This is a genomic window from Exiguobacterium sp. s181, from assembly GCF_018617125.1.
GTDB classification, from domain to species: Bacteria; Bacillota; Bacilli; order Exiguobacteriales; family Exiguobacteriaceae; genus Exiguobacterium; species Exiguobacterium profundum.
On the sequence record NZ_JACSJM010000001.1, the window covers coordinates 317,765 to 343,347 of the forward strand.

A 25,583-nucleotide genomic window follows, 5' to 3' on the forward strand; every position below is an offset into this window, starting at 1 on the left:
AACCGCATGGGTTGAGCCTTTTCAGTTTTCATACGTATAATGTTACAAGACGTTCCGCATGCTCCTTCATCATCTCCCGCAACGCATGCGGTGCCTTGACCTTCACTTCGGCTCCGGCCTTCAACAGCTGTCTCGACAAAAACGGCAGCTCTTCTTTAGGTACGTCCCATTCATTCTTCTCTTCGATATCGGGTAATACATCTTCAAGTAAACGACGACCGAGTGACGTCAGCTCGAGTTGAACGATCACACCGCCCCGTTCATCACTTCTCTGAAGCAAGGTCACCAAATCCTCGGACTCGAACGATTCCTCGAGCACTTGGACCGCTTCGATGCGATCAATCCGATATTGACGGAATCCGAGTTCGGAGAGCCCGAAGACATACCACTTTAAGTCAAGGAGTGCCATACCGACCGGTGCGATGGGGAACGTACGTGATCCGTTCGTCGATCGATACGTCATCTCGATCTTGTTTTTGCGCTCGACCGCCTGATAGATGTCCTTTGTGAACGGCGCTTTTGGAATTTGTTTGTTTCCAAGCCAGAGAATGTTTCGCTCCAATCGTCGAATTTTCGACTCTACGTCATGTGGTAACTCATTCACGTACCAATCGGACAACGTACTTCGTATGTCCCCGAACGGCACATCAGGAATGTGTTCCATCCATTTGAGCGTGAGATAGAGTGCGACGGCTTCTTGTTCGCGGAGATGGAGCGGGGGCAATAAACGATTCGGCAACATTTCATAGCCGCCCCCAGTTCCAGGAACACTCCAAATCGGATAACCGAGTTCTTCGAGCGAGAGCATATCCCGTTGAATCGTCCTAATGGAGGCGCCTGTCTCTTGGGCCAGTTCTTCCGCCGTGAAACGTCGTCCGCGATTGAGTAGCCGAATCAGTTGCAAGTGTCGTTTTTTCATATCTACCATTCCCGTCATCTTTTGTCGTGTTTGTTCGTTAAGCTGAATGTATCACGAATCAAGGAGGAACACATGATGCCGAATGTTGTGTTATATATTGCGATGAGTTTAGACGGAAAGATTGCCCGGTCGAACGACCAACTCGATTGGTTGTTCGCTGTAGAGGGGGATGGGGACAACGGCTATGCTGATTTTTTCAAGACCGTTGGTGCTGTCATCATGGGACGGAAGACGTATGAGGAAGTATTGAAGTTAGAACAAGGAGAGTATCCGTATCCAGACATCCCGAACTACATTTTGACACGTCAGGCTGACCGTGAGGCCGAGCATGTCACATTCACGGACGAACCAATCAAAGAACTCATCAATCGGTTAAAGCAAGAAGTTGATCAAGATATTTGGCTCATCGGCGGGGGAGAAGTCATCAAAGCCGCGATGGAACATGATTTGATTGACCGCTATGAGATTGCGATTGCGCCGGTCGTGTTAGGAGGGGGAATCCCTCTTTTCCTAGAAGGCACGAAAGAAACGAAGCTTCGACTGACGAGTCACCACGCCTCCGGTCAATTTGTGATGGTGACCTATGAACGACAAATGAGCATCGAGTCCACATAAGGGCTCGATTTTTTATAATTCATCTCATTGTATAAAAACTGCAGACCATTAAGATGATCTGCAGTCATGGGGTCGCTCGTTCGCTTAAATGCGGTTCCCATACATCAGAAAAGTTGTGAACCGGTTGGACACCCTCTAACGTACGGAATTCATAATCTCGTTCTTTCGCATAACGAATGATTGTATCGAGTGCTTTCGGCGTCATCGAGTGATCGTGCGCTAAAATAATCGAAGCAATATTGGCGGCGCGATTCGCTTCGAGTCGGTCGAATACACGTTGCTCGACACGGGCATTGTCTTTCTTATACACATGGTCGAGACTACCGACGTTCCAGTCCCAAATCTCAAAACCGGCATCGGTCATCGCCTGCCAGTGTGCGGGTGACATGCCGGCGTCGCTCCCATAAATGGTGCGGGCCATGTTCGTATGAATGCCGGTCACTTCATAGATAAGTGCTTGTACTTCCTGCATCTGAAGCACGGCCGTCAACGGTGTTTCATAAAATTCATCCCGGTCGTGTCGCATCCCGTGTAAGGCAATCAAATGACCTTCCGCAATGATGCGGTGAAGCAGATGCTCATTTCCTTCGATGTTCTTTCCGAGGATGAAGAAGGTTGCCTTCACTTGATGTTTCTTCAAGACATCGAGTAGCTTTCCCGTTTTCCAGTTCGGTCCATCATCGAGCGTCAAATAGATGAGACTCGGGTCGTTATAGGCCTTCGGCTCCGGAATCGCAGCCTGTGACAAAGACCCAATCAGTAGAAAGATCGACATGAGCAAAAGAACGCGTTTCATCATTCCATTCAAAACTCCCTCAAATCAAAACCAAGCGACATGTGATACATACTTTATCATATGTTGGAGACATCGAGACGATAAATCTGTTCGTCAAGCTCTGTCTCGAAAAAGGTGAAGTTCAATTTCTTCAATAGCGCGATGGATGCCGCGTTCGTCCCAAGCACACCGGCTTTGAACTCTTTCGCTCCTTGGTAAGTCAAGTGACGAATCAATTCCGACATCACTTCAAATGCATAGCCTTGCCGAGCGCGCGTAGGGGTAATCGTGTAGCCGATCCAATGCGTCATACCTTCTTGCTGGATATACACGTCCCCAATCAATTCATCGGTCGCTTGGTCGATGATGGCGAGTTGCATGCCGTGTTGAAGTGATTGTGCGCCGATTAGGGCGTTCTCGTATTCTTCAAAGCTGAGTCCTTTGAATGACTGATCTTTCATCCAATCCAAGTCATTCCGGTAAATCATGAATGATTCGATGTCTTGGCGTTCGAATGGGCGGATGAGGCAACGGGTTGTCGTGATCATGGTTGTCTTACCATTCAAACCAACTTCTTTTCTTTTTTGAAAAGACCAATCAATAGCAACGCCAGACCACTCAAGAAAATCACAGGGAAAATAAACCACATGATCAATCCAGCCCATCCGTTCTGTACACTGATTGCGTACGAAAGGCCGATGGAAAACGCTAAGGCTGGTGATATAGGAATCATAAGAGCGATTCCCCATATTTTCAATTTTGTGTTTCGTGCTTCGCCGGTACTGAACCAATATGCCACGAATGCACCTAGACCTGCGATGAGATATCCGATTGCAATCGCCATTTAATCAATCCCTTCTTCGATACGATGATTGTTTGACCTCGTCCTTAATTTCCGTGTATATCACGAAAAATCCTGTCATAAATCAAAAAGACCGAGCCCTTCAAGGACTCGGTTTGACATCATACATGCTTCCGCTGAAACGCTGAAATCGCTTCATACTCTTCAGACAAATGGCGCGATAAGCGAATGTAGATCGGCAAAAGTTCACGATACACATTCGTCGCTTCCATGTCCGGTGTATGCTCATGGGTCACTTGCGGTACTTCTTGGAACTCCTCGATGTCCCCGAAAGCGTATTCCCCGAGCATGACAGCCCCGAGACATGAACTTTCATGACTCTCCGGCACGACGACCGGTGTATCAAAGATGTCTGCCATCATTTGACGCCAGAGACTCGACTGGGCAAACCCCCCCGTCGCATGGATGCGGTTCGGGGCGCCCGTCAACTCATCGAGTGCGAGCATGACCGTATAGAGGTTAAAGATGACTCCTTCCAATACGGCACGGATGAAATGTTCGCGCTTATGGTGAATGCTGAGCCCGAAAAATGAACCGCGGGCGTTTGAATCCCAGAGCGGAGCCCGTTCACCCATCAAATACGGATGGAACAACAGTCCGTCGGCACCCGGTTTGACCGTCTCGGCGATTCGTGTCAACACATCGTACGCGTCGATCCCGAGTCGTTTCGCCGTCTCGACCTCACTTGCTGCGAACTCGTCACGGAGCCAGCGGAGGATGATGCCGCCGTTATTGACCGGTCCACCAATCACCCAATGCTTGTCCGTCAGCGCATAACAGAAGATGCGACCTTTCGGATCTTCGACCGGTTCCGAGACGACCGTCCGGATGGCGCCGCTCGTCCCGATGGTCACGGCGACGACGCCTTGTTCGAAGGCGCCGACCCCGAGGTTCGAGAGCACGCCGTCGCTTGCCCCGATGACGAGCGGGAAGTCCCAGCCGAGCGTCTCGGTCACCTCAGGTGTCACCGGTAAAATCTCTGTCGTCGGCACGAGTTCAGACAAGCGCTCTGGTGTCACACCGGCGACATCAAGTGCTTCCGTGTCCCAGTCTCGTTGCTTTAAATTGAAGAGTCCGGTCGCCGAGGCGATGGAGTAGTCAACGACGAAGCGACCCGTCAAGCGATAGAAGACATACTCTTTGATGGAGACGAACTTGGCTGTCTGTTCAAAGACGTCAGGATGTTCTTTTTTCAACCAGCGCAGTTTCGACAGCGGTGCCATCGGATGGACCGGGGTGCCCGTGCGCATATGGAGCGCACTCGCATCAACATCGCGTTTGATTTCTTGCGTATATGGATTCGCGCGACTGTCGGCCCACGTGATGCTGTTCGTGAGCGGACGTCCTGATGCATCGAGCGCGATTAAACTGTGCATCGCCGAACTGAACGATGCGAAGCGAATCGGACCGTCCGCTTTGGCGCGGACCGCCGAGACAGCTTCGAGCACGGCCCCATAGATGACGACCGGGTCTTGCTCGGCCGTCTCCGTATCGGGCGTGAGAAGCGGATACAACACGTTATGTACCGCCAGTTGTTGATGACCGTTGAACAGGACGGCTTTCGTACTCGTCGTCCCGATATCGACCCCAATCGTAAACACACAATCACTTCCTAACTTAGATGATAAATAGGCTAATCAAGAACACGACGGCAAAGCCGGTGAGTCCGATAATCGTTTCCATGATCGTCCATGATTTGAGCGTGTCTTTCACGTCGAGACCGAAGTACCGGTTGACGAGCCAGAAGCCTGAGTCGTTGACGTGTGAGAGGACGGTCGCCCCTGAAGCGATGGCGATGACAATCAATCCGAGCGCCGCGCCCGTGATGTTTTGGATTTCGAGTAGCGGTGTGATGAGTCCGGCCGCTGTGACCATAGACACCGTTGCCGACCCTTGGGCGACACGGACGACCGTTGCGATCAAGAAGGCAAGAACGATTGCCGGAAGTGGTGAGCCAGCCATCATTTCACCGAGCACGTCACCGACACCAGAGTCGATGAGTACTTGTTTGAACACACCACCGGCCCCCGTGACGAGGATGATGATTCCGGCTGGCTCGAGTGCTTTCGTTGCGATCTCTTGTACTTCGTCACGTGAATATCCACGACGTGTCCCGAGGAAGACGAACGTGAGGAGCGTCGCAATCGTTAAGGCAACGAATGGATGTCCGAGGAACGTCAAGAAATCACGGACAGCGTTGCCTTCGTTCAAGAGAACCGCTGAGAGCGTGTTCGCTAAAATCAACACAAGTGGGATCAAGATGAGCGACAAGATCATTTTGAAACTTGGTAGTTCTTTCGATGTATCGATTTCTTCAAATTCCATGTAATCCGGAATCGTCACATGAATTTTCTTAGCAATATACTTCCCAAAAACCGGACCGGCTAAAATCATGGCCGGAATCCCAGCGAGGACACCGAACAAGATGACCCAACCGAGGTCGGCACCGATCAAGTTCGCAACAGCGATTGGACCAGGTGTCGGCGGGATGAAGCTGTGTGTGACCGCGAGACCCGCAAGGAGCGGAATCCCATAGTAAAGAAGCGAGCGTCCCGTCTTTTTTGCGAGACCGTATACGATTGGAACGAGAATGATAAAACCGACATCAAAGAAGACCGGGACGGCGACGATGAATCCGGTAATCCCGAGCGCCCATTGTGCCTTGTCTTCCCCGAACTTGCTGACGAGTGTCTGGGCAAGACGTTCCGCGCCACCCGATACTTCAAGCATCTTCCCGAACATCGCGCCAAGACCGACGACGACGGCGACGAAGCCGAGCGTTCCGCCCATCCCGTTTTGGATGGAGGCGATGACATCCCCGAGTGGCATGCCGGCTGCGACCCCGACGATTAAACTGACAAGTAACAACGAAACGAATGCATGAAGCTTTGTGCGAATGACCAAAAATAAGAGCAAGAAGATCCCGGCTAAGGCGATCAAAATAAGTGTTGAGCCAGACATTGAGTATTCCCCCTAAATTCCGAATATGTAACCGTTTACAGTTCCTAGCAAAGGAAAAGGCCATATCCCCGTGACCTTTTCCACAGATGTTACTTCTTGACGACCGCGTGGCCACCGAACTCGTTGCGGAGCGCGGCGACGACTTTTCCTGAGAACGTGTCGTCTTCGAGTGAACGGTAGCGCATCATGAGCGACAGGGCGATGACCGGTGCCGCGGCTTGAAGGTCGAGCGCCGTCTCAATCGTCCATTTACCTTCACCGGATGAATGCATGACCCCGCGAATCTCATCGAGCTTCGCATCTTTCTTGAAGGCATTCTCTGTGAGTTCCATGAGCCAAGAACGTACGACCGACCCGTGATTCCATACACGAGCGACTTTTTCATAGTCATAGTCGAACGGGCTCTTCTCCAAGATATCGAATCCTTCGGCGATCGCCTGCATCATCCCGTACTCGATGCCGTTATGGATCATCTTCAAGAAATGACCGCTTCCGGCAGGACCTGTATACAAGTAGCCGTTCTCGACAGACAGATCTTTGAAGATTGGTTCAATCGTTGGCCACGCCTCCGCGTCACCCCCGACCATCGTACAGGCACCGTTTCGTGCCCCGTCCGTGCCTCCGCTCGTCCCGCAATCGAAGAATTTGATCTCTTTCTCGGCGAACTGTTCGGCGCGTGCGACCGAGAGTTTGTAGTTCGAGTTCCCGCCGTCGATGACGATGTCGCCGGGTTCGAGGCGCTCATATAGTTCAGCGAGTACCGCTTCGGTGACGTCGCCGGCAGGGACCATCGTCCAGATGACGCGTGGCGTCGACAATTTGTTCACGACATCTTCGAGCGTCGGCACGATGGAGAACGCGTCCGAAGTGACATTCCCGACGTCCGTCCCGACGACCGTGTGTCCGTGGTCGCTCAAGTTGAGTGCCAAGTTGTATCCCATCTTACCTAAACCAATCAAACCAATTTCCATATTGTCACCCCTGAAAAAGAATTTTTTTCCGTCTCTAGATTTATCATATCAAAATAAATTCGACTTACAAGTCTAATGACGGAATTTTTTTCGAGTAATGCAAAAAAAGCGTCCCGGCTTAATTCGTAGGCGGGACGACGGACAGGCACTCTTATATAGATACAAGAACGAACGATCAATCTTTGAGAGTGAATAAAATTCCCGAAATGCGATACAAGCGTTGATTAGTAACAAAGTGATTGCGGTAACCCTAAGACGAAACTTTCATTTGGTTCAGCTTGTCAAATAGCTTCGCATACAGCCCCATACCGATGAGTGCCGACAGCAAGATGAGTGTGAACACAGCGAGAGGGGAGAGAAATCCTGATGCAAATACCGTCACCGGTGCGAGGAACTTGCCGATTGTGTTTTGGAGCGTATCGGTCGCGAGGTATTGTCCACGTGACTCGATTGGTGCATAGTGACTAACGAAACTCTGACTGACGGGAGAACGAATCAGCTCCCCGAACGTGAACATGGTCGTGACGATGAGCAAGTACCAGATATTTGATGAGAAGGCGACGAGAAACGTCCCGAAACCTCCTAGGAAAGTCGACAATAGTAAAACACGCCGTTCGTCCCACGCCCGAAACACACGTGTGACAGGAATGATGAAGACGACGAACAAGAGGCCGTTATATGCAACGAGCCAGCCGAATAAGACTGTATTCGAGACGTTGAACGTGGCCGGAGTTTGTTCAATCAAATAGACAGGTAAATACACGTCTAGCTGCATGATTGGGATTAAGGCGAATACGCCAGCAATCAGATAGAGGCGGAAAAGCGGGTCAATCAAAATCGTCGCATACGACCGCCCTTGGGTGAAAAATGTCGTTGCGACCGTCTTCTCGGTCGAGACCGGTCGTGTCTCACTGGTTAGAACCGCGAGCAAACCCCCGTAACCAAAAAGAACAAGGGCGCAGCCGAGGAGGAGCGCCTGACGATACTCGAAAAAGAGGACCGCACCAAGAAGCGGACCGAGAACAGCACCGATATTGTTCGAAGCCATAAACGTCGCGAATACATTCCGTAAATGTTCAGTCGGAACGAGGTCGGCGACCATCGCCGAACTGGCCGGTTTGTAGATGGCACCCATAAAACCGATGCTGATGTAGGTGATGTAATCGACATAGGCGTTCGTTGATAAAGCGAAAACGAGGAATAGGAAACCTTGTGAGAACGTCCCTGCGAGCATGACGGGGCGGCGACCAATCTCATCTGCAAGCGAACCGCCAATCAAGCTGCCGACTAGCAGGAACAACGGTGGCACGGCCATGAGTAGTCCGGCTAGCTCGACACCGAGCGTCCGGGCGAAATAGACGGTGATGAATGGAAAGTACATCCAAAACAAGAGGTTGAATAAGCCTTCGCCGAATAAGCGAACTTTCAGATTGAGGTCCCAACGGTATAATTCCATAGATATGCTCCTTTCAAGAGTCTCTCTTTAATGTAAGAGGTCGTGGAGAGAAAGAATAGACTTATGTTGCGGGATTTGCTAGACTAAAAATAGAAAAAGCGAATATATAGGCGCTTGTTTGCGTTGTACTATAAAACGAACGTATGTTTGTAAAATGACCTCCGATATAATCATCGGAGGTCATTTTTATTGTGTCGTCTTCATCGATTTAAAGCTATGGGCGAAAGATCCCTCAAATAGTTCGTCATTTTCAGGCAACAATTTTCCAATCATCGAGAGGTGTCGGGTAACCTGTTCGCATTGCTCGGTGTGACTCAGCGATCGTCAAAATCCTAGTAAAAAATCGACCCCCGTCACGGAGGTCGAACGAATTAACTTGATGATGCTTTCTTATATTGTTGGAAGAAGACTTCGATTTCTTCCGCCGGCAAAGGACGATTGTAGAAATATCCTTGTGCCTGGTTACATGATTCGGCTTTCAGAAAAGCGACTTGATTCTCGGTCTCGACCCCTTCCGCAATGACGTTCAAATCGAGCTCGTGCGCCATGCGGATGATCGTTTTAACGAGGGCAGCGTCTTTCTCGTCACTTTCGATGTTCTTCGTGAAGTGCTGGTCGATCTTCAGCGTATCAATCGGGAACAGCTTCAAGTAACTGAGTGATGAATAACCGGTCCCGAAGTCGTCGATGGAGAGGTGGACGCCGAGGGCGACGAGCTCATGCATCGTCTCGATGGCGCGGTCTGCACTTTGGATGACGCTCTCGGTCAACTCGAGTTCTAAATACTGCGCGTCGAGACCTGATGAGTCGAGTGCGCGGCTGACGACTTCCGACAAGTCTTTTTGAGCGAATTGAATGGCCGAGATGTTGACGGCGACCCGAAACGGGGGAATGCCCGCATCTTGCCACGCCTTGTTTTGGCGACACGCCTCATTCAAGACGAACTCGCCGAGGCGATGGATGCTTCCCGTCTCTTCGGCAATCGGAATGAACTCGCCAGGCGAAATCATCCCGAGGTCTGGATGATTCCAGCGGACGAGTGCTTCCATACCAATGACCATTTCTGTCTCTAGCTGGATCTGCGGTTGATAGTGGACGGTGAACTCGCCACGTCCAATCCCTTTCCGGAGTGCCATCGACAAGTTCGAACGACGGGAAACGGACTCGTTCAGTTCGTTCGTGAAGAACTGATAGCCGTTCTTGCCGTCGGCCTTCGCCCGATACATAGCGATGTCAGCGTTTTTGATTAAATCCTCTGCCGTATCCCCGTCGGATGGATGGAGACTGATCCCAATCGAGGCACCGGTGAACACTTCCTCGTTCTCGAGTTCGAACGGAGGATGGAGGATGTTGATGAGCTCCTGCGCACGATGGGCAGCGAGGTTACTTTTCGTATGTGGCGACAAGATGATAAACTCATCTCCGCCGAGACGGGCGAGCGTGTCCGACTTTTGAATCGTCGATTGGATGCGGGTCGTCACTTGTTTCAAGAATTGGTCGCCGATCGAGTGGCCGAACCGGTCGTTGATGACCTTGAAGTTGTCCAAGTCGATATAGTATAAGGCGAACGATTCTTGCTGGGACTGACCGAGTAGCGCGTCGAGTCGGTCGCTGAATAGACGACGGTTCGGGAGACCGGTGAGCGGGTCCAAATAGACGAGGTCGTTGATTTGAGCCTCGATTCGTTTCCGTTCACTGATGTCACGGATAATGCTACTGAAGAAGATGCCCTTGTCCGTCTTCCACGTTCCGAGTGACATCTCGATTGGCACTTCGACACCGTCTTTTCGTAATCCGATGAGCTCGACCGTTTGACCGATGACGCGTTTTTCACCTGTCGCTTCATAACGCTTCATCCCGCGCTCGTGCGCATCTCGGAATCGTTCCGGAATGATGGCGACAATCGATTGCCCGATCATCTCGTCATACGTATATCCGAACAAGTCGGTCGCCCCTTGGTTCCACTGAAGGATGGTGCGATTGTGATCGGCGACAATGATGGCATCCGAGGCAGATTCGATGATGGATTCGAATTTTAATTCTAGTTCTTCCGACTGTGCCTCGAGTTGTGATGCCGTCCGGAGCGAGATGTACATCAAGATGAATAGTGTCATGACGCTCGCCGCAATGACATAGGCGAGTAGGGTGCTGTCGACGGCATAGTCGCTGACCGGTTTGGCCGCACCTTCCATCGGGGTGAAACGGGCTGCGCCCATCCCGACATAATGCATACTAGAAACGGCAACACCAATCAAGACCGAACTGACCAGACGGCGCCAATGGAACCGCGAGACGTTCGGGATATAGAAGAGGATGTACAATCCGACGAGTGACGCGACGAAGGCAACGATGGCAGATGCAATCCACATGATGGGGTCGTATGTGAGGATGGCGTTCATTTGCATCGCTTCCATCCCGATGTAATGCATGGAGACGATGCCGACGCTAATCAAGAAGGCACCGAAGACGAGCTGGATGGGTCGCGTCTCCGGATGGCTGATCATCCAAAAGGCAAGTCCGGAAGCGACGACGGCCGGCACGATGGATAATAGTACGATGCCGAGATGGTACGTCACATCATCGTGCAAGTGAAACGCCAGCATACCGATGAAGTGCATGGCCCAAATGCCGAGACCGAGGCTGAAGGCACCAGCGACGACCCACCTGAGTCGCGAGGCGTGCTTCGCATATTTCAAACGACTGCTAATATCGAGAGCGACACCGGCAGCGAAGATGGCGACAGCGATGGAAAGAATGACGAGTGGGAAGTTATATGAGCTACTCAGGTGATGTTCGATGAGAAACAGTCCTTTCAATTTCAAATGGTACAAAGAATGAATGAAAAAGTGCTTTATTAGAGTAGCACACTCTGGAATCACGCTTCTTGCCTACTTTTGTAAGGTGGGTCAATCATTTGCATGAATCACACATTGCGGAATTTTTTTCGAAACGGTATCGTTAGATGAAGAAGAGAAAGGGTGATGCTTGATGGAAACGATGAACGGGACGGCCCGCATCCGTGGTGCCTATTCGACACTGAGCAAGAAAGAACAACGTATTGCCGACTATATTTTGAAGCAACCAGAAAAAATCATTCATCATACGATCAATCAGGTGGCAGATGACCTCGATGTGGCAGAGTCGACTGTGTTTCGTTTTTGTCAGCGTGTCGGATTCAAAGGCTATCAGGCGCTAAAAATCGCACTCGCCTCAGATGTCGTCGCACCGCTTCAAGATATTCATGAAGATATTACCGAGACGGATACGGCACTCGAAATCGCAGAGAAAATTTTTTCAACGAACGGGAAGACGATTGAATCGACCCGTCAGATTTTAGAGGGTGCCTCTCTTGAGAAAACCGTTGAGCTGTTTCTTGGGGCGCGCCGCATCGAATTTTTCGGGAGCGGCGGGTCGGCCGTCGTCGCGCTAGATGCCTATCATAAGTTTGTCAGGAGCGGACTTCAAGTAAGCGCGATTCTCGAGTCGCATATGCAGCTCATGTCGGCCTCACAATTGACGACCGCAGACGTCGCCGTCGTCATCTCGCATTCCGGTGCCTCGAAAGAGACACTCGATATCGCCAAACTCTTAAAAGAGAAGGGCGTGCCGATGATTGCCATCACCAACTATGCGAAGTCCCCTCTCTCGAAACTGGCGGATGTGTCGCTCTATACCGTATCTCAAGAGACGGCATTCCGTTCTGAGGCGCTCGCTTCTCGCATCGCCGAACTGAGCCTGATTGATGCGTTGTTCACGGCTGTCATGATGCGTCGAGGCGAGGCGGCCCGGGCGTCGCTTCAACAGATGCGTGAGGCGATTTCGCTGCGCCGAATCTGAGCGAAAGAGGGTTAGTTTCTACAAAAAGGTGGAAATTATAAACCTTGAGAGCAAAGCATGGCTTAGAGAGAGAAGGTGGACCGATGAACCATATTGATTTTTTATCTTCCGACCATTACAACGAGTTCAAACGGTTGGCACAACGGCTCACGGATCCGGGGAGTACCGGTCGAGAATATTTCGCCGCGCTGTATGTGATTGCGGGAAATGAACATATACGTGAATGCCTACTTCCTTATATGGATCTTGAATCAGGTAAGATTCGCACTTCGACGATTATCGATGACAATACGTTTGATAAACGAGAGTTTGTGCTCGCCAAGCTCGTCATCCATCTGTATAACTCAAAAGAATGGGTCCTTCCGACCGAGTTGATTGCCTTGCCGGAAGAAGACTATAAGTTGGCGATGCAAGCAATCACGCTATGCCGCAATGAACAATTTGACGGGGTCACGATCCCGAACGACTGATGACACCCTGTTTTGTTGGAAACAGGGTGTTTTTCGTCGAGCCATAGAGGAGGGAATTCCGTGTCACTCACCACATCGATGTTAACCATTTTACTGATGCTCATGTTGCTCATCATGATCACGCCACCGCTCTTGATTTTTTATCTGTGGCGGCGTGACCGGAACCAACGCGAACACTCCGTCCTCCGGAACTTCCCGATTCTCGGAAAGTTGCGCTATATATTTGAGAAGATGGGACCCGAACTTCGGCAATACTTGTTCCTGAATGACAATGAGGCGAAGCCGTTCTCACGGAATGATTATGAGTCGGCCGTCATCGCAGGGAAGTATAAGTCGCGCATCATCGGATTCGGCTCGGAGCGAGATTTTGACGCGGGTGGGTTCTATCTTCAAAATGCATTGTACCCGACAAATCGGAACGAGTTACGAATCGACAATTCAACGAAAGTGTCGACATGGGTGTATGAACTCGATGAAGACAATCTGTTCACCCGAAAAGAACATCTCGTCGAACGAGACATCTCCCCGTACTTATTAACAGAAGAAGATACCGTCATCATAGGCGAACAGACGTGCCGGGAACCGTTCTACGTTCGGGGGCTTGTCGGTCAGTCTGCCATGAGTTTCGGGTCGCTCGGAGACAGGGCCATCACAGCGCTTTCGATTGGGCTCGGTCGTGCGGGTGGCACGTGGATGAATACTGGGGAGGGTGGATTATCCGACTATCATTTAAAAGGGGACGTCGATCTCATCTGTCAAATTGGACCGGCGCTCTTCGGTGTCCGGGATGAAGACGGTAGGTTTTCAGTCGAGGCATTCAAACAAAAGAGTGACCTTCCGCAAGTGAAAGCGTTCGAACTGAAACTTGCCCAAGGCGCGAAGACACGTGGTGGACATATCGACGGATCGAAAGTGACCGAGGAGATTGCCCGAATCCGTCGTGTACGAGTCGGGGAAACCATTGACAGCCCGAACCGCTTCTCTGAATTTCACACCCATGTGGAATTGTTGGCATTTGTTGAGAGGTTACGTGAAATCGGTGGGAAGCCCGTCGGCATCAAACTTGTAGTTGGGAAGTTGCAAGACATCGACTCGCTCGTCCGAGAGATGGCGAGATCTCAAATTGTACCTGACTTCATCACCATCGACGGGAGTGAAGGGGGTACGGGTGCGACGTATCAAGAGCTTGCGGATACAGTCGGTTTACCGCTGAAGGCGGCGCTCCCTTACGTGCATCACCTTCTCATCGAGCACGGTTTGCGAGACCGAGTCAAACTGTTCGCCTCTGGGAAACTCATCACGGCGGATAAAGTCGCCATCGCCCTCGCGCTCGGTGCAGACCTCGTCAATATCGCCCGCGGACTCATGTTCAACGTCGGTTGCATCCAGGCACAGGTTTGCCACACGAACCGCTGCCCGGTCGGTGTCGCGACGACTGACCCGAAACTGCAGCGTGCTCTCGTTGTCGACGAAAAGAGCTATCGGGTGACGAACTATATCATCTCGCTTCGGGAAGGGCTATACAATATGGCGGCTGCGGCAGGCGTTCGCTCACCGACGGAACTGACACAAGAGCATGTGGTATATCAGGAACCGGACGGCCGTGTGAGAACAATCAAATAGCACATTCATTGTGTGTTAGCAGTAGCTTTATAACTTCTTTGAATGAACGATTCCAATAGTATAGGATCATCTAACAATCGTTGGCCACGCATACACATTCGTCGAGGACGCAACTTGGCGTGACTAGGGGTGACAAAATAATCATCCGGAGATGTGCGAAGAACCTGACGAATGACCTCTTGAATCGAAATCGGGTCATCTTTCACCCACTTCTCATGTACCGACGGGACATTGTCGAGGATGAGTTGAATCTTGTCATTGTTACGAATGAATGGATTCACGCAAACGCGTCTAGTTTGAGCTCCTTGGAACACGTGAAACGTGTGTGTAACGGTATCACCATCAATCGAACCGATGACATATCCGGTTTCCCAGGCTTTGCCGCAACCATCCCATACAGAAAAGAGGTGTCCCGGATACACGATTGTCGTATTCGATCGCTCCATCACTTTATACCGATGATAATCGCCGAGCGCGACATAGGCAAAAGCATGAGGGTGAAGTCGGGTATTCGAAAAAGCACTTGCACGTCCGTGACTGAGTAGCAGGTTAGGGTGTGATGGTTCGAGCGGAGGAATGTGATTGAGGACTTCAATCAATCCGACCTGGTTCGATGTGCAACTCACCCCGTATATACCGGCGCCTAAGGCTGGGTCGAATCTATACCCTGGTTCCGCAAAACAATAGACGTGGGGAACCGTCTCCCACACTTCCTTATCACGATGACGATTGACGTCATGTTCGCCAAAGACGATATAGATGGACGTACCAAGAGATGTCCATTTTTCTAAATAAGGCATAAGGTCATATGAATCACTGACCTCGATGTCTCCGGCGATCAATACTGCAGCAATCTCGTGTTCACGAATGACTGATGCGAGTTGCTGGAGTTTGTCTCGTTGAATGTCAAAGCTTGTCCTTTCAGCATGAATCGCGTTCCCTGTATGGCGAGCGTGATGCAAATCGGCAATATGTAAAAATTTTGGCATGCGTTTCAACTCCTCAACCTAGCATTCTGCTTCGCATGAACAAAATCCTTCGAAAGGTAATAAGAAGCGGAGAGAACGGGAACACCTAATAGAACATCATTCACTTAGGAGGGATCGGATGAAAGCCTTGTTTTTGAACTGTACGCTAAAAGGTGGCGATACGACATCGCATACGGAAGGGTTGATTCGTGACATCATCCCGCACTTCGATGCGCTCGATGTCGAAACCGAGATTGTACGAATTGTTGATTACAACGTCGCGTTCGGTGTGACGGAAGATGAAGGGGATGGGGACGAATGGCCACAGATTTTTGAAAAAGTGAAGGCCGCAAACATCGTCGTCATCGGGACGCCACTTTGGCTCGGGGAGAAGAGCAGTGTCGCCACTCAAGTGATTGAACGTCTTTATGGGGGTAGCGGACTGACGAATAAATCAGGACAGGCCATCTACTACAACAAGGTCGGCGGAGTCGTCGTCACGGGGAATGAGGACGGGGCGAAACATGCCTGTGCCTCGATTCTTTATGGATTGTCCCATATCGGTTTTACTGTGCCACCAAACGTCGACACGTACTGGGTCGGAGAAGCGGGACCGGGTGACTCGTACCTTGACGCCGGACGGGAAAATGAATTCACCAAGTCTCACGGCAAGAGGATGGCATATAACCTCGTCCATTTTGCGAGAATGCTCAAAAATCATCCGATTCCGGCAGAAGGGAATACGATGGAATGAATCAAGGTCTCGACCGATGTTGGTCGAGACCTTGATGATTTACTCTTTCTTCTCCACCGCATGCCCACCAAACTCGTTCCGTAAGGCCGCAACGACTTTGCCTGAGAACGTATCGTCTTGAAGCGAACGTTGACGCATCATAAGGGAGAGCGCGATGACGGGCGTCGGGACGTCGTACTCGAGTGCCGTCTCGACCGTCCACTTGCCTTCACCGGACGCATGCATGACCCCACGGATGTCATCGAGCTTCGCATCTTTCGAGAAGGCACTCTCCGTCAGTTCCATGAGCCACGAGCGAATGACCGAGCCGTGGTTCCACACATGTGCGACATCTTCATAGTCATAGTCGAACGGACTCTTCTCAAGCACTTCGAACCCTTCTGCGATCGCCTGCATCATCCCATACTCAATCCCATTATGCACCATCTTCAAAAAGTGACCACTTCCACTTGGTCCCGCATACAGATAACCGTGGTCGGTCGAGACGTCTTGGAAGAGCTGTTCGATTTTTCCGAACGCTTCCAAGTCGCCTCCAATCATCGTACACGCTCCGTGACGGGCACCTTCCATCCCACCACTCGTCCCGACGTCGAAGAAATAGATCAGTTTTTCTTTAAAGTGCTCGGAACGTCGCATCGACTCCTTATAGTTCGAGTTTCCTCCATCGATGACGATGTCACCTGGGGAGAGAAGATGGTGCAAGTCGTTCAAGACGTGCTCGGTCACGTCACCCGCTGGCACCATCACCCAGACGACGCGAGGGGCCTGAAGCGTGGAAACGACCTCCTGCAAAGAGTCTTTCGTCTCAAATTGACTCGTCGATACGTTTCCCGGTTCATACCCGACGACACGATGCCCATTGTCTGTCAAATTCAGAGCCAAATTGAGGCCCATTTTACCAAGTCCGATCATACCGATTTCCATTCGTTCCACCCCATTTGTAAGATTTAGTCCTCTATAGGGCATACCCGAAATAACGATTGCTCAAAAGGACAGGTTGCCCGAGATGTAGAATGATATAAAAGTAGAAGTGATGAGAGGAGGGTGGCGATGTTTGAAAGTATGTTTCGACTGGCCGTGGACGTCAGGCATCGATTCAAAGACCATCACATTAATGATTATAGTGCCACACTGGCGTTTTTTTGGTTTTTAGCCATCTTTCCGACGTTTGTCGTCCTCTTCGCCGTGATGGCATGGTTTCAAATCGATGACGCGCTTCTCATCGAGCAGATTGAAACGCTCATTCCCGGTTCAAGTGTGCGTGAGCTGTTATCTATCGTCTATGATGTGAGCGGAAACTTGAACGGTGGATTGTTATCGGTCAGTGCCATCATCGCGTTTTGGTCCGCTTCGAACGGGACGGCACGACTCGTCAAGCTGACGGTGTTCGCATATGGGGAGACGGAAGCGCGTGGCTATATCTTCCGACGGTTGATCGGGTTGCTCGTGATTTTAGCAGGGAGTATCGGAGCGGTCATCTTGATCGTGTTTCATCTATTCGGTCAAGAGTTTGTCGAACTGATTTATGCCCTCTATCCACAAGTTGAGGAATTCGACCGCTTGTCGACGGTGACGCGTTATACGGTCTCGACCATCATTTTGATCATCGCGTTCTCGCTCTTTTATAAAATCGCGCCACAGCAGCGAGTGCGCTTCATCGAAACACTTCCCGGAGCCGTGTTTGCGGTCATCTCGTGGCAATTGCTGTCGACCGGATACAGCGTCTATGTCGAACGTTTCTCGATTCTCGGGGATACGTATGGCACGATCGGTGCGGTCATCCTGCTACAGATTTGGCTCTATCTGACGGCGGCGACGATGCTGATCGGGGCAGAAATCAATGCAGCCTGGCCCTACCATATGACCCGTCAACCGATCCGGACCCATTTCCCATAACAAAAAAAGGGATATCGTGATTATTCTTTGTGAACATGCTTTAAAACAACCCGTGGCATGGGAATAAACTAGTACTATTTCACGGAAGAAGGTGTGGCCACATGGCGAAACATCGTAAACCATCAAAGTGGAAAATCGTACTAGGGGTTGTAGCAGGCGTCATGGCCTTGGTGCTCATCACAGGTGGCGCGTTCGTCTGGTCAATGGTAAAAGAAGTCGATGACACCGTCGCACAAGTGAATGACAACTTGAACATCAGCAAAGAGCGTAAACAGGTCGAGACCATTGAACGCAAAGAGTCGGTTTCCATTCTCTTGCTTGGAATCGACCGACGCGGGACCGAACAGGGACGAAGTGACTCGATCATCGTGCTGACACTCAATCCGGAACTGGATGAAGGCGCGATGCTCTCGATTCCTCGGGATACATTGACCGAAATCGTTGGGAAAGGGACGCGCGATAAGATCAATCATGCCTATGCGTTCGGTGGAGCCGAAATGGCTATGAATACGGTCGAGAATTTCCTCGACATCCCAATCGATTATGTCATCGAGACGGATATGGAGGCATTCAGCGACGTGGTGGATGCACTCGGAGGCATCACGGTCATGAATAAATTCGCGTTCTCGACAGAAGATTACACGTTTCCCGTCGGTGAAGTGACGCTAGACGGAGAAGCGGCACTCGATTATACGCGGATGCGCTATAACGATCCAAACGGTGACTTCGGTCGTCAAGAACGTCAGCGGGATGTCGTCGCCGCCATCATCGAAAAAGGACGGACGGACTTCTCGCTCGACAAGGTCACCGCGTTACTCGAGGTGGTCGGCGATCAGGCGAAGACGAATATCGAACTAAATGAATTCGTCTCATTGTCGACAGACTATATGAACGCGTTCCGCAATGCGAGTGTGTTGCGGCTCGAGGGTGCGGGCGGATTAGAGGGGGACGGCATCTACTATTGGAATCCGGAATCATCTTCCTTGAATGGCGTTCGGGAAGAGTTGAAACGATTGATGGAGTAAGCTGTCTGACCCGAGTCGGACAGTTTTTTTGTGTTTCAAAGGGAACGGAAAGTGGGAGAAATAAAGAGATGCCAAGGAGGGATGAGCCATGAAATGGGAAACGATTGAAGAGGTGCTCCACGAACTCGGGGAGACCTCGCAAGAAAAGTGGGGGCGGTTGTTTGAGAAGTGGTCGGATCATCATTGGCACGACCATGAACGCCCTTCTGAAAAAACAAACGTCTTGTTGGTGGATGCCGGTTTTATCCTGACGGACGGACGAGCGAATCTCGAGGCTCTCCATCAATGGTTAGCCGATCATGTCCAAACGACGGTGAGTGATCTCTATCTCGTCTCCCTGTTTCCGTATCAAACGAAACAACAGGACACGGCGATCGACTCGCGGGTGCAACTGTTCGAAGACTTGGGACGTTTCAAAGACGCGTTCGATTTGATTTACGAGATGACGCCTGAAGCATGGAATGAGGCGCAATTCGACCTTGTCACCGTAACGGATGAACTGATCGAACGTCTAGCGTACGGAGCGACGAAAATCCGCGTCCATGTCGAGTCGTTTCGTGGAATGGAGCCGGAACGAGTCAAACACATCCTCAAGCTATGGCGGACGGTCATGCATACGTATAAGCCGAATGCGCAGCTGATTATCGCCAATGAGCGTGTGGATTCTGCCCTCATCTATGAGGCGGAGGCGGACGTCGTCTGCCATTTCGACTTATCCAGCCATGTGATTTTAGCGTTTGCGCAGGCGGATGTGACACGTTTGAGTGATTGGGCGAGTCAGGTGCATCCGCTGAGAGCCGATCAAACCTATTTCAATTTCCTCTCTTCGGCGGAACGTGATCCGTTTGAGAAAAATCTGATGGACACTAACCCAGATGTGATTCTCGCAGCCCACAGTGTATTGTTGTCGCTTCAAGGGATTCCGTTGATTGATTACCGAACTTTATTTGGGGTGTCGCAACCGGTTGAACAGGAAGATCTCGTCCGAGCATTGAAGCGCGATCCAGATCGACTTCGTGTTTATGAAGGGATATTGAGCCAATTGAATGTGAAACGACTCCAACCTGCCTTGTCACCGTATACCGACCAAGAGATCGTACGTCTCGACCGCCGCTTATTCGCCGTCAAGCGGAAGCACCAAGAAGAGACCCTCCTGTTATTGACGAACATGAGTGAGGAGACGGTGCAGACGGATTGCGAAGGAACGAGTCTCTTTACAGAAGAATGGATGAGCCATGTGACGCTTCGCCCATATGAATACGTTTGGCTAAAACAAACACACACTGGAGAGTGAATCCTCATGATTGATATACATTGTCATTTGTTGCCTGAGGTAGACGACGGACCACGCACGATGGAAGCGTCCCTGCAACTCGCAAGGCGTGCAGTCGAAGAAGGGGTGACGTCGATTGTCGTGACCCCACACGCGTATCATCCGTACTTCGAGACGGAGCATCATGACATCACGAAAGAAGTCGCGCATCTACAACAACAACTCGATGAGGAACAGATTCCCTTGACCTTGTATGTCGGGCAAGAGATTCGAATCTTTGGGGAGTTGATTGATGCGCTCGAGTCTGGGGAGGCACATTCGCTCGCCGGGTCCCGCTATGTCCTGGTGGAACTGCCGAGTCAAAGTCTGCCTGCTTATACGGAATCCTTATTCTTTCAACTGCAGGCGGCTGGATACGTTCCGGTCATTGCGCATCCAGAGCGGAATCGAGAGTTTGCACTCCATCCCGAAAAATTGTACCATCTCGTATCAGCGGGTGCGCTGTCGCAAGTGACGACAAGCAGTTTGACAGGGCAGTTTGGAAGACAGGTCCGGGAACTCGCGCTCACGTTCATCAGTAACGGGTTGAGTCACATCGTCGCCTCCGATGCCCATAACGTGGAACATCGTGATTTCAATTGGTTAGCAGCAAGACAGGAAGTCATCAACGAACTAGGAGAAGAGATGTGGCAACAGCAGCTCCACTTTACGGAGGCGATATTAGCCGATGAACCGATTGCAGTGAATCCGCCTCATTTGCCAGAAAAAAACTGGCGAGGGCGCTGGAAGTGGTAAAGACGGGGTAGAAAGGTGATGGCATGAAACAAGCGACGATTCAAAACGCCAACGGCATGATCCTATCCGCCATTGACTATGGTTGTGCGATGACGGAACTGACGGCCCCGGACCGGAACGGCAAGCTCGACTCGGTCATATTAAAATATGGGGACGTCTCTCAATACTTAGAAAACCCGGTCTATCTCGGATCAGTCGTCGGACGGATCGCCGGACGAATTCGCAACGCGGAGATTGATGGCGTCGCCTTGACCCCAAGCGAGGCGCCCCATCATATCCATGGAGGCGACAAAGGTATCACAGCCCGTCACTGGGAGATGGACGCCGACGAACAGTGCATTCAGTTCACGTATCTCAGTCCGGACGGGGAAGAAGGATACCCGGGGAACGTCTTCTTCAAAGTGTTGTATGAACTGACGGATGACAATGAACTGATTGTCACGATGACAGCGGAGACGGATCAACGGACGTGGATCAACTTAAACCATCATAACTACTTCAATCTCGGCGGACGCCCGACCATCCACGACCATGAGCTGACGCTACCAGCCGATTCAGTCGGGGTACTCGATGCGGAGTCGCTGCCGACAGGAGCGTTGCGGGATGTGGGCGGGACGCCGTTCGACTTCCGAGACGGAAAACCGGTCCGAGAGGCGCTCATGTCGGGAGACGAGGCGATTGAACGGGCGAGCGGTCTCGATCATCCGTTTATCTTGAAGGATGAACCGATTCGATTGCATGACCCGGTGAGCGGACGGACGATGACGGTCGAAACGAATCAACCCGTCATGGTCGTTTATACAGGGAATTTCTTGAGTGAAGAGACACCCGTGACGCTCAATGGTCGACAAAAACATAGCGCGATTTGTCTCGAGGCACAGGCGTTCCCGGACGCCCCGAATCATCCGGACATCGCGACCTCAATCGAGCTGAAGCCGGGTGAACTGTATCATTCTCGGACAGTGTATCGATTTGGGGTGGAGCAATAAGAAAGGTCATCTCCTTGTTCTAAACGAAGGAGATGACCTTTCTTATACTTTGCATATCTATTAAGCGGTACGTAATAAAGGATTAAGGTGTTTTTTTATTGCGTCTCATATAGAAGAGAATGGCAATAATGAAGACGATTAACACAATGAAACCAACAAAATACCATGTAGAGTCTATTGAAGTAGAAGACTCGTCATTAGATGTTGCTTGGTTATTCGAAAGTTCATTCGCGATACTTGAACTATTTGTAAAAATAGCGCCATTTTGATTCTTCACTGCCACGCTAAATGTTTCATTTGGAAAAGCTAACGTTTCAATAAGTGTTGAATCAATCGAATGTTGAGTTGACACAACAATCATTGCTTTTTCATCGTTCCAAGGAGAGGGTTGTATCCAGGCATATTCCGAAGAAGTTTCTGGGACGAACCCGTACTGAGACAAATCAATTTGATTGTCTGTTGTAACAATCCAATCTTTCTTTTGTTCGTTGAAGAGAGGACTTTGCTCTGGATTTCCAATAAAGAATACAGAACGGTTTGTTACCATTTCTTCAGTAACTTGGCTAGAACGAGCAAACTCGACTTGTCCTGTTAAGGGAGTGACGGGTAATCCATTCATCACACTGGCCATATTTTGAAGTGATTGTTCGCTCATATCGTCAGGAATCACGAATAAGACACCTGAATCCGTTGCAAAAAGACTAGCCATGTTTGAGAATACTTCATTATTCGCTTGCCCATTGTTCGTTGGTAACGTTACTTGGCTCTCACTAGAAATAAAAATCCAGCGATCTAAATCACTCGCATTGCACGGAGCTTCTGAGCGGAGTCCATTTGCTTCAAAAGATACATCTAAAAATGAAGATTTTTGGAGCGTGGAAGCATCGACTTGAATAGTATGTTGCTGCCATTCACTATGATCTTCTTCCGTGTCTGTCAAAGGAATAGAGTGGGGTACCCCGTTTATCAAAGCAATCAATTCAGGAGGAAGTCCCCCTTCTTGTTCAGGCACTAGATTCTCAGACGCTTTAAAACGTAAATCTAGTTTTACTTGAGATTGTTTATCGATGACAGGCAACGGATAAAAGTAGTTCGGACTAACCGCTTGGCTACCGCTCAACATCAAGTCTGATGCACCGAGAGCACGTAAATCAACAATGTTGTCATTTTTTTGCATTACGGGTGCACTCGTTAGAGTCAATCGTTCGCCATTCAATTGTTGTCGCTGTGGGACGAGTAGCAAATGGTCTAGTGTCCCTTCAAACGCATCTGCGTTCTCAGCGAGAACGAACATGGCTTCGGTAGATGTTCCGTTATTCACGAGACGGACTTGCTCTAGCAAAATTTCATCGCCTGTTGGGAGTTCGTTCAATTCTTGAATGAAGTTTTTTACAGGACCTGTGAAAGAATCAGTCTGTCCTACGAAAACATACCGGCCATCCAATGATTTTAATTGTTGTTCATATTGAAGCGATACATTATCTGAATCGGCCGCATCTCCTTTTAACTGTCTGTATAGAAGAAGTCCTGCCTCTATTGATGCTGCGCTCGGCGAACTTGGAAGCACAACGGTCAATTTTTGACTTGTTGTTTGTGTAAACGGATTCGGGTAATCCTTCAATGAGAGTTCTGCTTTGTTTCCGGCAGCGACAAAACTCGAAGGGCGGACAGTTAACCAGCTTCCGGATGTATTTCCTGTGTCACACATTCTCCCTTCGATAATTCCCGTGAATCTTACCGTGACCTCATGTGTACCCTTCGTTAAATGTTTGTTTTGGAGCGGCACTTTCACGTTTCCCTGAGATGATTTTTTTGTCAAAGCGACTGATTTGATGGGCTCACCATCAATATCGATTGTAAGTGCTGAAGGCGGAATCAATAACTCCGAATGTAACCAGTCAAGCGACAGATACTTAGACGAATTAGCTTGCTCATCTCCGACCATCGTATACGTATACGTACGGGCGGACGTTTCTCCAGGTAGGACGTCATCTTCCGTCGTTAATATACGCTCTCCTTCACCATTTTCAGAATCAATGGATAACGACGAACGAAGTTCAGTGGCAGCTTGAACCGAAGTTGTAGATAAAATCAGGAATGAACTTAGTAAGTAGGGCAAGTAAGGTTTCATAATATCCTCCTCTTCAGTCGAATCGGTCTGTTTTGTACCATTTGACTTCTTGATTAAATAAGACGCGTTTTATTTCGAGATAAAGCGAGTAGATGACAAGCACAATCCACAATTGGCTGTACGTGAAGTACATCAGAATAACGGTAAAAAAGTTCTGCACATTAAATTCGGAGCGTTCGATACTGAGTGTGACGAACACTTCGGTCACAAATAGTAAAAATGCGAGAATCCATAAGATGAGTGTGATATTTCCAACTTCTAGACCGATATCCACAAACAAATTAATCACAAATAAACTATTCGACAGAATCACGCCGAAGAAGAATAAAAAATAAGTGAAAAAAAAGTAAATGATATCGAACACGATTTTCTTTCGTTTCAGTGAAAATAATTGACGCATGAATTTGAGAACAACGTATTGATTTCCGCGTGCCCAACGCGTCCGTTGTTTCCACCAAACTTTTAACGTTTGAGGTTCTTGTTCCCATGTGATTGCGGCAGGAAAGAATCGGATATGCCAACCAAGTTCATAGACCCGAATCGTGAGTTCGGTATCTTCTGCTAGCGCTGCTTCATCCCAACCGCCAAGCTCTTCAATAATGGAACGACGGATGGCAAAGTTGGTTCCAGGAATTGTGGCAATGTTAAACCACTTCCATCTCCCTGCTTGTGCCATCCATTGAAAACAGATGGTTTCGATATTGATCAAACGCGTAAGCAACGTTTCATATGCATTTGTGACACGAAATTTTCCTACGACCGCTCCTGCTTTTGGGTCATTCAAAAGACCCATAACCAGATAATAGACACTGTCTTTTTCAGGTGTGTTATCCGCATCATATACAACCAGTACATCTCCCGTTGATTGGGTCAGACCATAGTTCAAAGCAGACGATTTTCCTTTTCCTGCATATGCAGGTGTCGTTTGTACGACATGGATAAATGAAAACTTCTCTTCAAACTGTTTGGCAATTTCTCCGGTCTGATCTGAGGAGTTGTCATTAATTAAAATAACTTCGAGTTTGTCATGGGGATAGTCAATTCGAGACATTGCTCGAAGTGTTGCTGCTATGACAACTGCTTCATTGTGAGCTGGAATTAGAACAGACACTTTTGGTAAGTCTTTCATATGTTTCGTCCATTCTGGGATTGGATCACGAAACGTCATGAAGTGCCAGAACCCGCCTTGCATCAAAAACATGTGGTATAGAAGCATCGTCCAAATCATGACGAGTGAGAACAGAAAGAGTAGATTTGCCATGA

23 protein-coding genes are annotated in these 25,583 nt (G+C 49.8%); 10 read left to right on the forward strand and 13 right to left on the reverse strand.

Annotated features, from left to right (window positions below):
- Positions 1-28: 28 nt before the first annotated feature.
- Positions 29-919, reverse strand: a complete 891-nt coding sequence (locus KNO70_RS01790) for a helix-turn-helix transcriptional regulator (RefSeq protein ID WP_214810960.1) — start codon at positions 917-919, stop codon at positions 29-31.
- A 75-nt stretch (positions 920-994) separates the two neighbouring features.
- Here KNO70_RS01790 and KNO70_RS01795 point away from each other — a divergent pair, with 75 nt between their 5' ends.
- The gene (locus tag KNO70_RS01795) at positions 995-1,534 is read left to right on the forward strand and encodes a dihydrofolate reductase family protein (protein ID WP_214687497.1); all 540 of its coding nucleotides are present in this window, start codon (positions 995-997) and stop codon (positions 1,532-1,534) included.
- A 64-nt stretch (positions 1,535-1,598) separates the two neighbouring features.
- On the opposite strand, the gene KNO70_RS01800 is transcribed toward KNO70_RS01795, so the two are convergent.
- From KNO70_RS01800 to KNO70_RS01835, 8 genes are all read right to left on the reverse strand, one after another.
- Positions 1,599-2,333 (reverse strand): polysaccharide deacetylase family protein, encoded by a 735-nt coding sequence (locus KNO70_RS01800; RefSeq protein WP_214685982.1) that lies wholly within the window; start codon positions 2,331-2,333, stop codon positions 1,599-1,601.
- Positions 2,334-2,386: 53 nt separating this feature from the next.
- Positions 2,387-2,857, reverse strand: coding sequence for a GNAT family N-acetyltransferase (locus KNO70_RS01805; protein WP_251024879.1), 471 nt, complete (start codon positions 2,855-2,857; stop codon positions 2,387-2,389).
- 14 nt (positions 2,858-2,871) lie between these two features.
- Entirely contained in the window at positions 2,872-3,153 is a 282-nt protein-coding gene (locus KNO70_RS01810) for a hypothetical protein (RefSeq protein WP_214685978.1), read from the reverse strand.
- A 119-nt stretch (positions 3,154-3,272) separates the two neighbouring features.
- Positions 3,273-4,772, reverse strand: a complete 1,500-nt coding sequence (gene gntK, locus KNO70_RS01815; protein WP_214685976.1) for a gluconokinase — start codon at positions 4,770-4,772, stop codon at positions 3,273-3,275.
- Positions 4,773-4,788: 16 nt separating this feature from the next.
- Positions 4,789-6,132 carry a GntT/GntP/DsdX family permease gene (locus KNO70_RS01820; RefSeq protein WP_214687491.1) on the reverse strand — a complete coding sequence of 448 codons (1,344 nt, stop codon included), beginning with the start codon at positions 6,130-6,132 and terminating at the stop codon, positions 4,789-4,791.
- Positions 6,133-6,221: 89 nt separating this feature from the next.
- On the reverse strand, positions 6,222-7,103 hold the full coding sequence (gene gnd / locus KNO70_RS01825; RefSeq protein WP_214685974.1) for a phosphogluconate dehydrogenase (NAD(+)-dependent, decarboxylating): 882 nt from the start codon (positions 7,101-7,103) through the stop codon (positions 6,222-6,224).
- 250 nt (positions 7,104-7,353) lie between these two features.
- Entirely contained in the window at positions 7,354-8,559 is a 1,206-nt protein-coding gene (locus tag KNO70_RS01830; RefSeq protein ID WP_214687489.1) for an MFS transporter, read from the reverse strand.
- Positions 8,560-8,930: 371 nt separating this feature from the next.
- Positions 8,931-11,438, reverse strand: coding sequence for an EAL domain-containing protein (locus KNO70_RS01835; protein WP_371816077.1), 2,508 nt, complete (start codon positions 11,436-11,438; stop codon positions 8,931-8,933).
- A 109-nt stretch (positions 11,439-11,547) separates the two neighbouring features.
- On the opposite strand from KNO70_RS01835, the gene KNO70_RS01840 reads away from it, so the two are divergent.
- The 3 genes from KNO70_RS01840 (at position 11,548) to KNO70_RS01850 (ending at position 14,489) form a co-directional block, all read left to right on the forward strand.
- Positions 11,548-12,396, forward strand: coding sequence for a MurR/RpiR family transcriptional regulator (locus KNO70_RS01840; protein WP_214810962.1), 849 nt, complete (start codon positions 11,548-11,550; stop codon positions 12,394-12,396).
- An 83-nt stretch (positions 12,397-12,479) separates the two neighbouring features.
- Positions 12,480-12,866: a hypothetical protein gene (locus tag KNO70_RS01845; RefSeq protein WP_214685968.1), complete on the forward strand. Its 387-nt coding sequence runs from the start codon at positions 12,480-12,482 to the stop codon at positions 12,864-12,866.
- A 78-nt stretch (positions 12,867-12,944) separates the two neighbouring features.
- Entirely contained in the window at positions 12,945-14,489 is a 1,545-nt protein-coding gene (locus KNO70_RS01850; protein ID WP_214811518.1) for an FMN-binding glutamate synthase family protein, read from the forward strand.
- Between the two features lie 5 nt (positions 14,490-14,494).
- On the opposite strand, the gene KNO70_RS01855 is transcribed toward KNO70_RS01850, so the two are convergent.
- Positions 14,495-15,478: a metallophosphoesterase family protein gene (locus KNO70_RS01855; RefSeq protein WP_214810964.1), complete on the reverse strand. Its 984-nt coding sequence runs from the start codon at positions 15,476-15,478 to the stop codon at positions 14,495-14,497.
- Positions 15,479-15,596: 118 nt separating this feature from the next.
- Between KNO70_RS01855 and KNO70_RS01860 the strand changes: the two genes are divergently transcribed.
- Positions 15,597-16,211: a flavodoxin family protein gene (locus KNO70_RS01860; RefSeq protein WP_214810966.1), complete on the forward strand. Its 615-nt coding sequence runs from the start codon at positions 15,597-15,599 to the stop codon at positions 16,209-16,211.
- Between the two features lie 39 nt (positions 16,212-16,250).
- Here the strand turns inward: KNO70_RS01860 and gnd (KNO70_RS01865) are convergent, their stop codons facing one another.
- Positions 16,251-17,135, reverse strand: coding sequence for a phosphogluconate dehydrogenase (NAD(+)-dependent, decarboxylating) (gene gnd / locus KNO70_RS01865; protein WP_214810969.1), 885 nt, complete (start codon positions 17,133-17,135; stop codon positions 16,251-16,253).
- A 126-nt stretch (positions 17,136-17,261) separates the two neighbouring features.
- On the opposite strand from gnd (KNO70_RS01865), the gene KNO70_RS01870 reads away from it, so the two are divergent.
- The 5 genes from KNO70_RS01870 to KNO70_RS01890 all read left to right on the forward strand — a co-directional run bounded on the left by KNO70_RS01870 (position 17,262) and on the right by KNO70_RS01890 (position 22,189).
- The gene (locus tag KNO70_RS01870; protein WP_214810972.1) at positions 17,262-18,107 is read left to right on the forward strand and encodes a YihY/virulence factor BrkB family protein; all 846 of its coding nucleotides are present in this window, start codon (positions 17,262-17,264) and stop codon (positions 18,105-18,107) included.
- A 101-nt stretch (positions 18,108-18,208) separates the two neighbouring features.
- Positions 18,209-19,132, forward strand: coding sequence for an LCP family glycopolymer transferase (locus KNO70_RS01875; RefSeq protein WP_214810974.1), 924 nt, complete (start codon positions 18,209-18,211; stop codon positions 19,130-19,132).
- A gap of 88 nt (positions 19,133-19,220) precedes the next feature.
- Complete coding sequence (locus KNO70_RS01880; protein ID WP_214810976.1) at positions 19,221-20,426, forward strand: alpha-amylase family glycosyl hydrolase; 1,206 nt, start codon at positions 19,221-19,223, stop codon at positions 20,424-20,426.
- Between the two features lie 6 nt (positions 20,427-20,432).
- Positions 20,433-21,200, forward strand: coding sequence for a tyrosine-protein phosphatase (locus tag KNO70_RS01885; protein WP_214687478.1), 768 nt, complete (start codon positions 20,433-20,435; stop codon positions 21,198-21,200).
- A 23-nt stretch (positions 21,201-21,223) separates the two neighbouring features.
- Positions 21,224-22,189 (forward strand): aldose epimerase family protein, encoded by a 966-nt coding sequence (locus tag KNO70_RS01890; protein WP_214810978.1) that lies wholly within the window; start codon positions 21,224-21,226, stop codon positions 22,187-22,189.
- Positions 22,190-22,271: 82 nt separating this feature from the next.
- Here the strand turns inward: KNO70_RS01890 and KNO70_RS01895 are convergent, their stop codons facing one another.
- Positions 22,272-24,320 carry a cellulose biosynthesis cyclic di-GMP-binding regulatory protein BcsB gene (locus KNO70_RS01895; RefSeq protein WP_214810980.1) on the reverse strand — a complete coding sequence of 683 codons (2,049 nt, stop codon included), beginning with the start codon at positions 24,318-24,320 and terminating at the stop codon, positions 22,272-22,274.
- A gap of 13 nt (positions 24,321-24,333) precedes the next feature.
- The gene (locus KNO70_RS01900; protein WP_078147573.1) at positions 24,334-25,581 is read right to left on the reverse strand and encodes a glycosyltransferase family 2 protein; all 1,248 of its coding nucleotides are present in this window, start codon (positions 25,579-25,581) and stop codon (positions 24,334-24,336) included.
- Between the last annotated feature and the right edge of the window lie 2 nt (positions 25,582-25,583).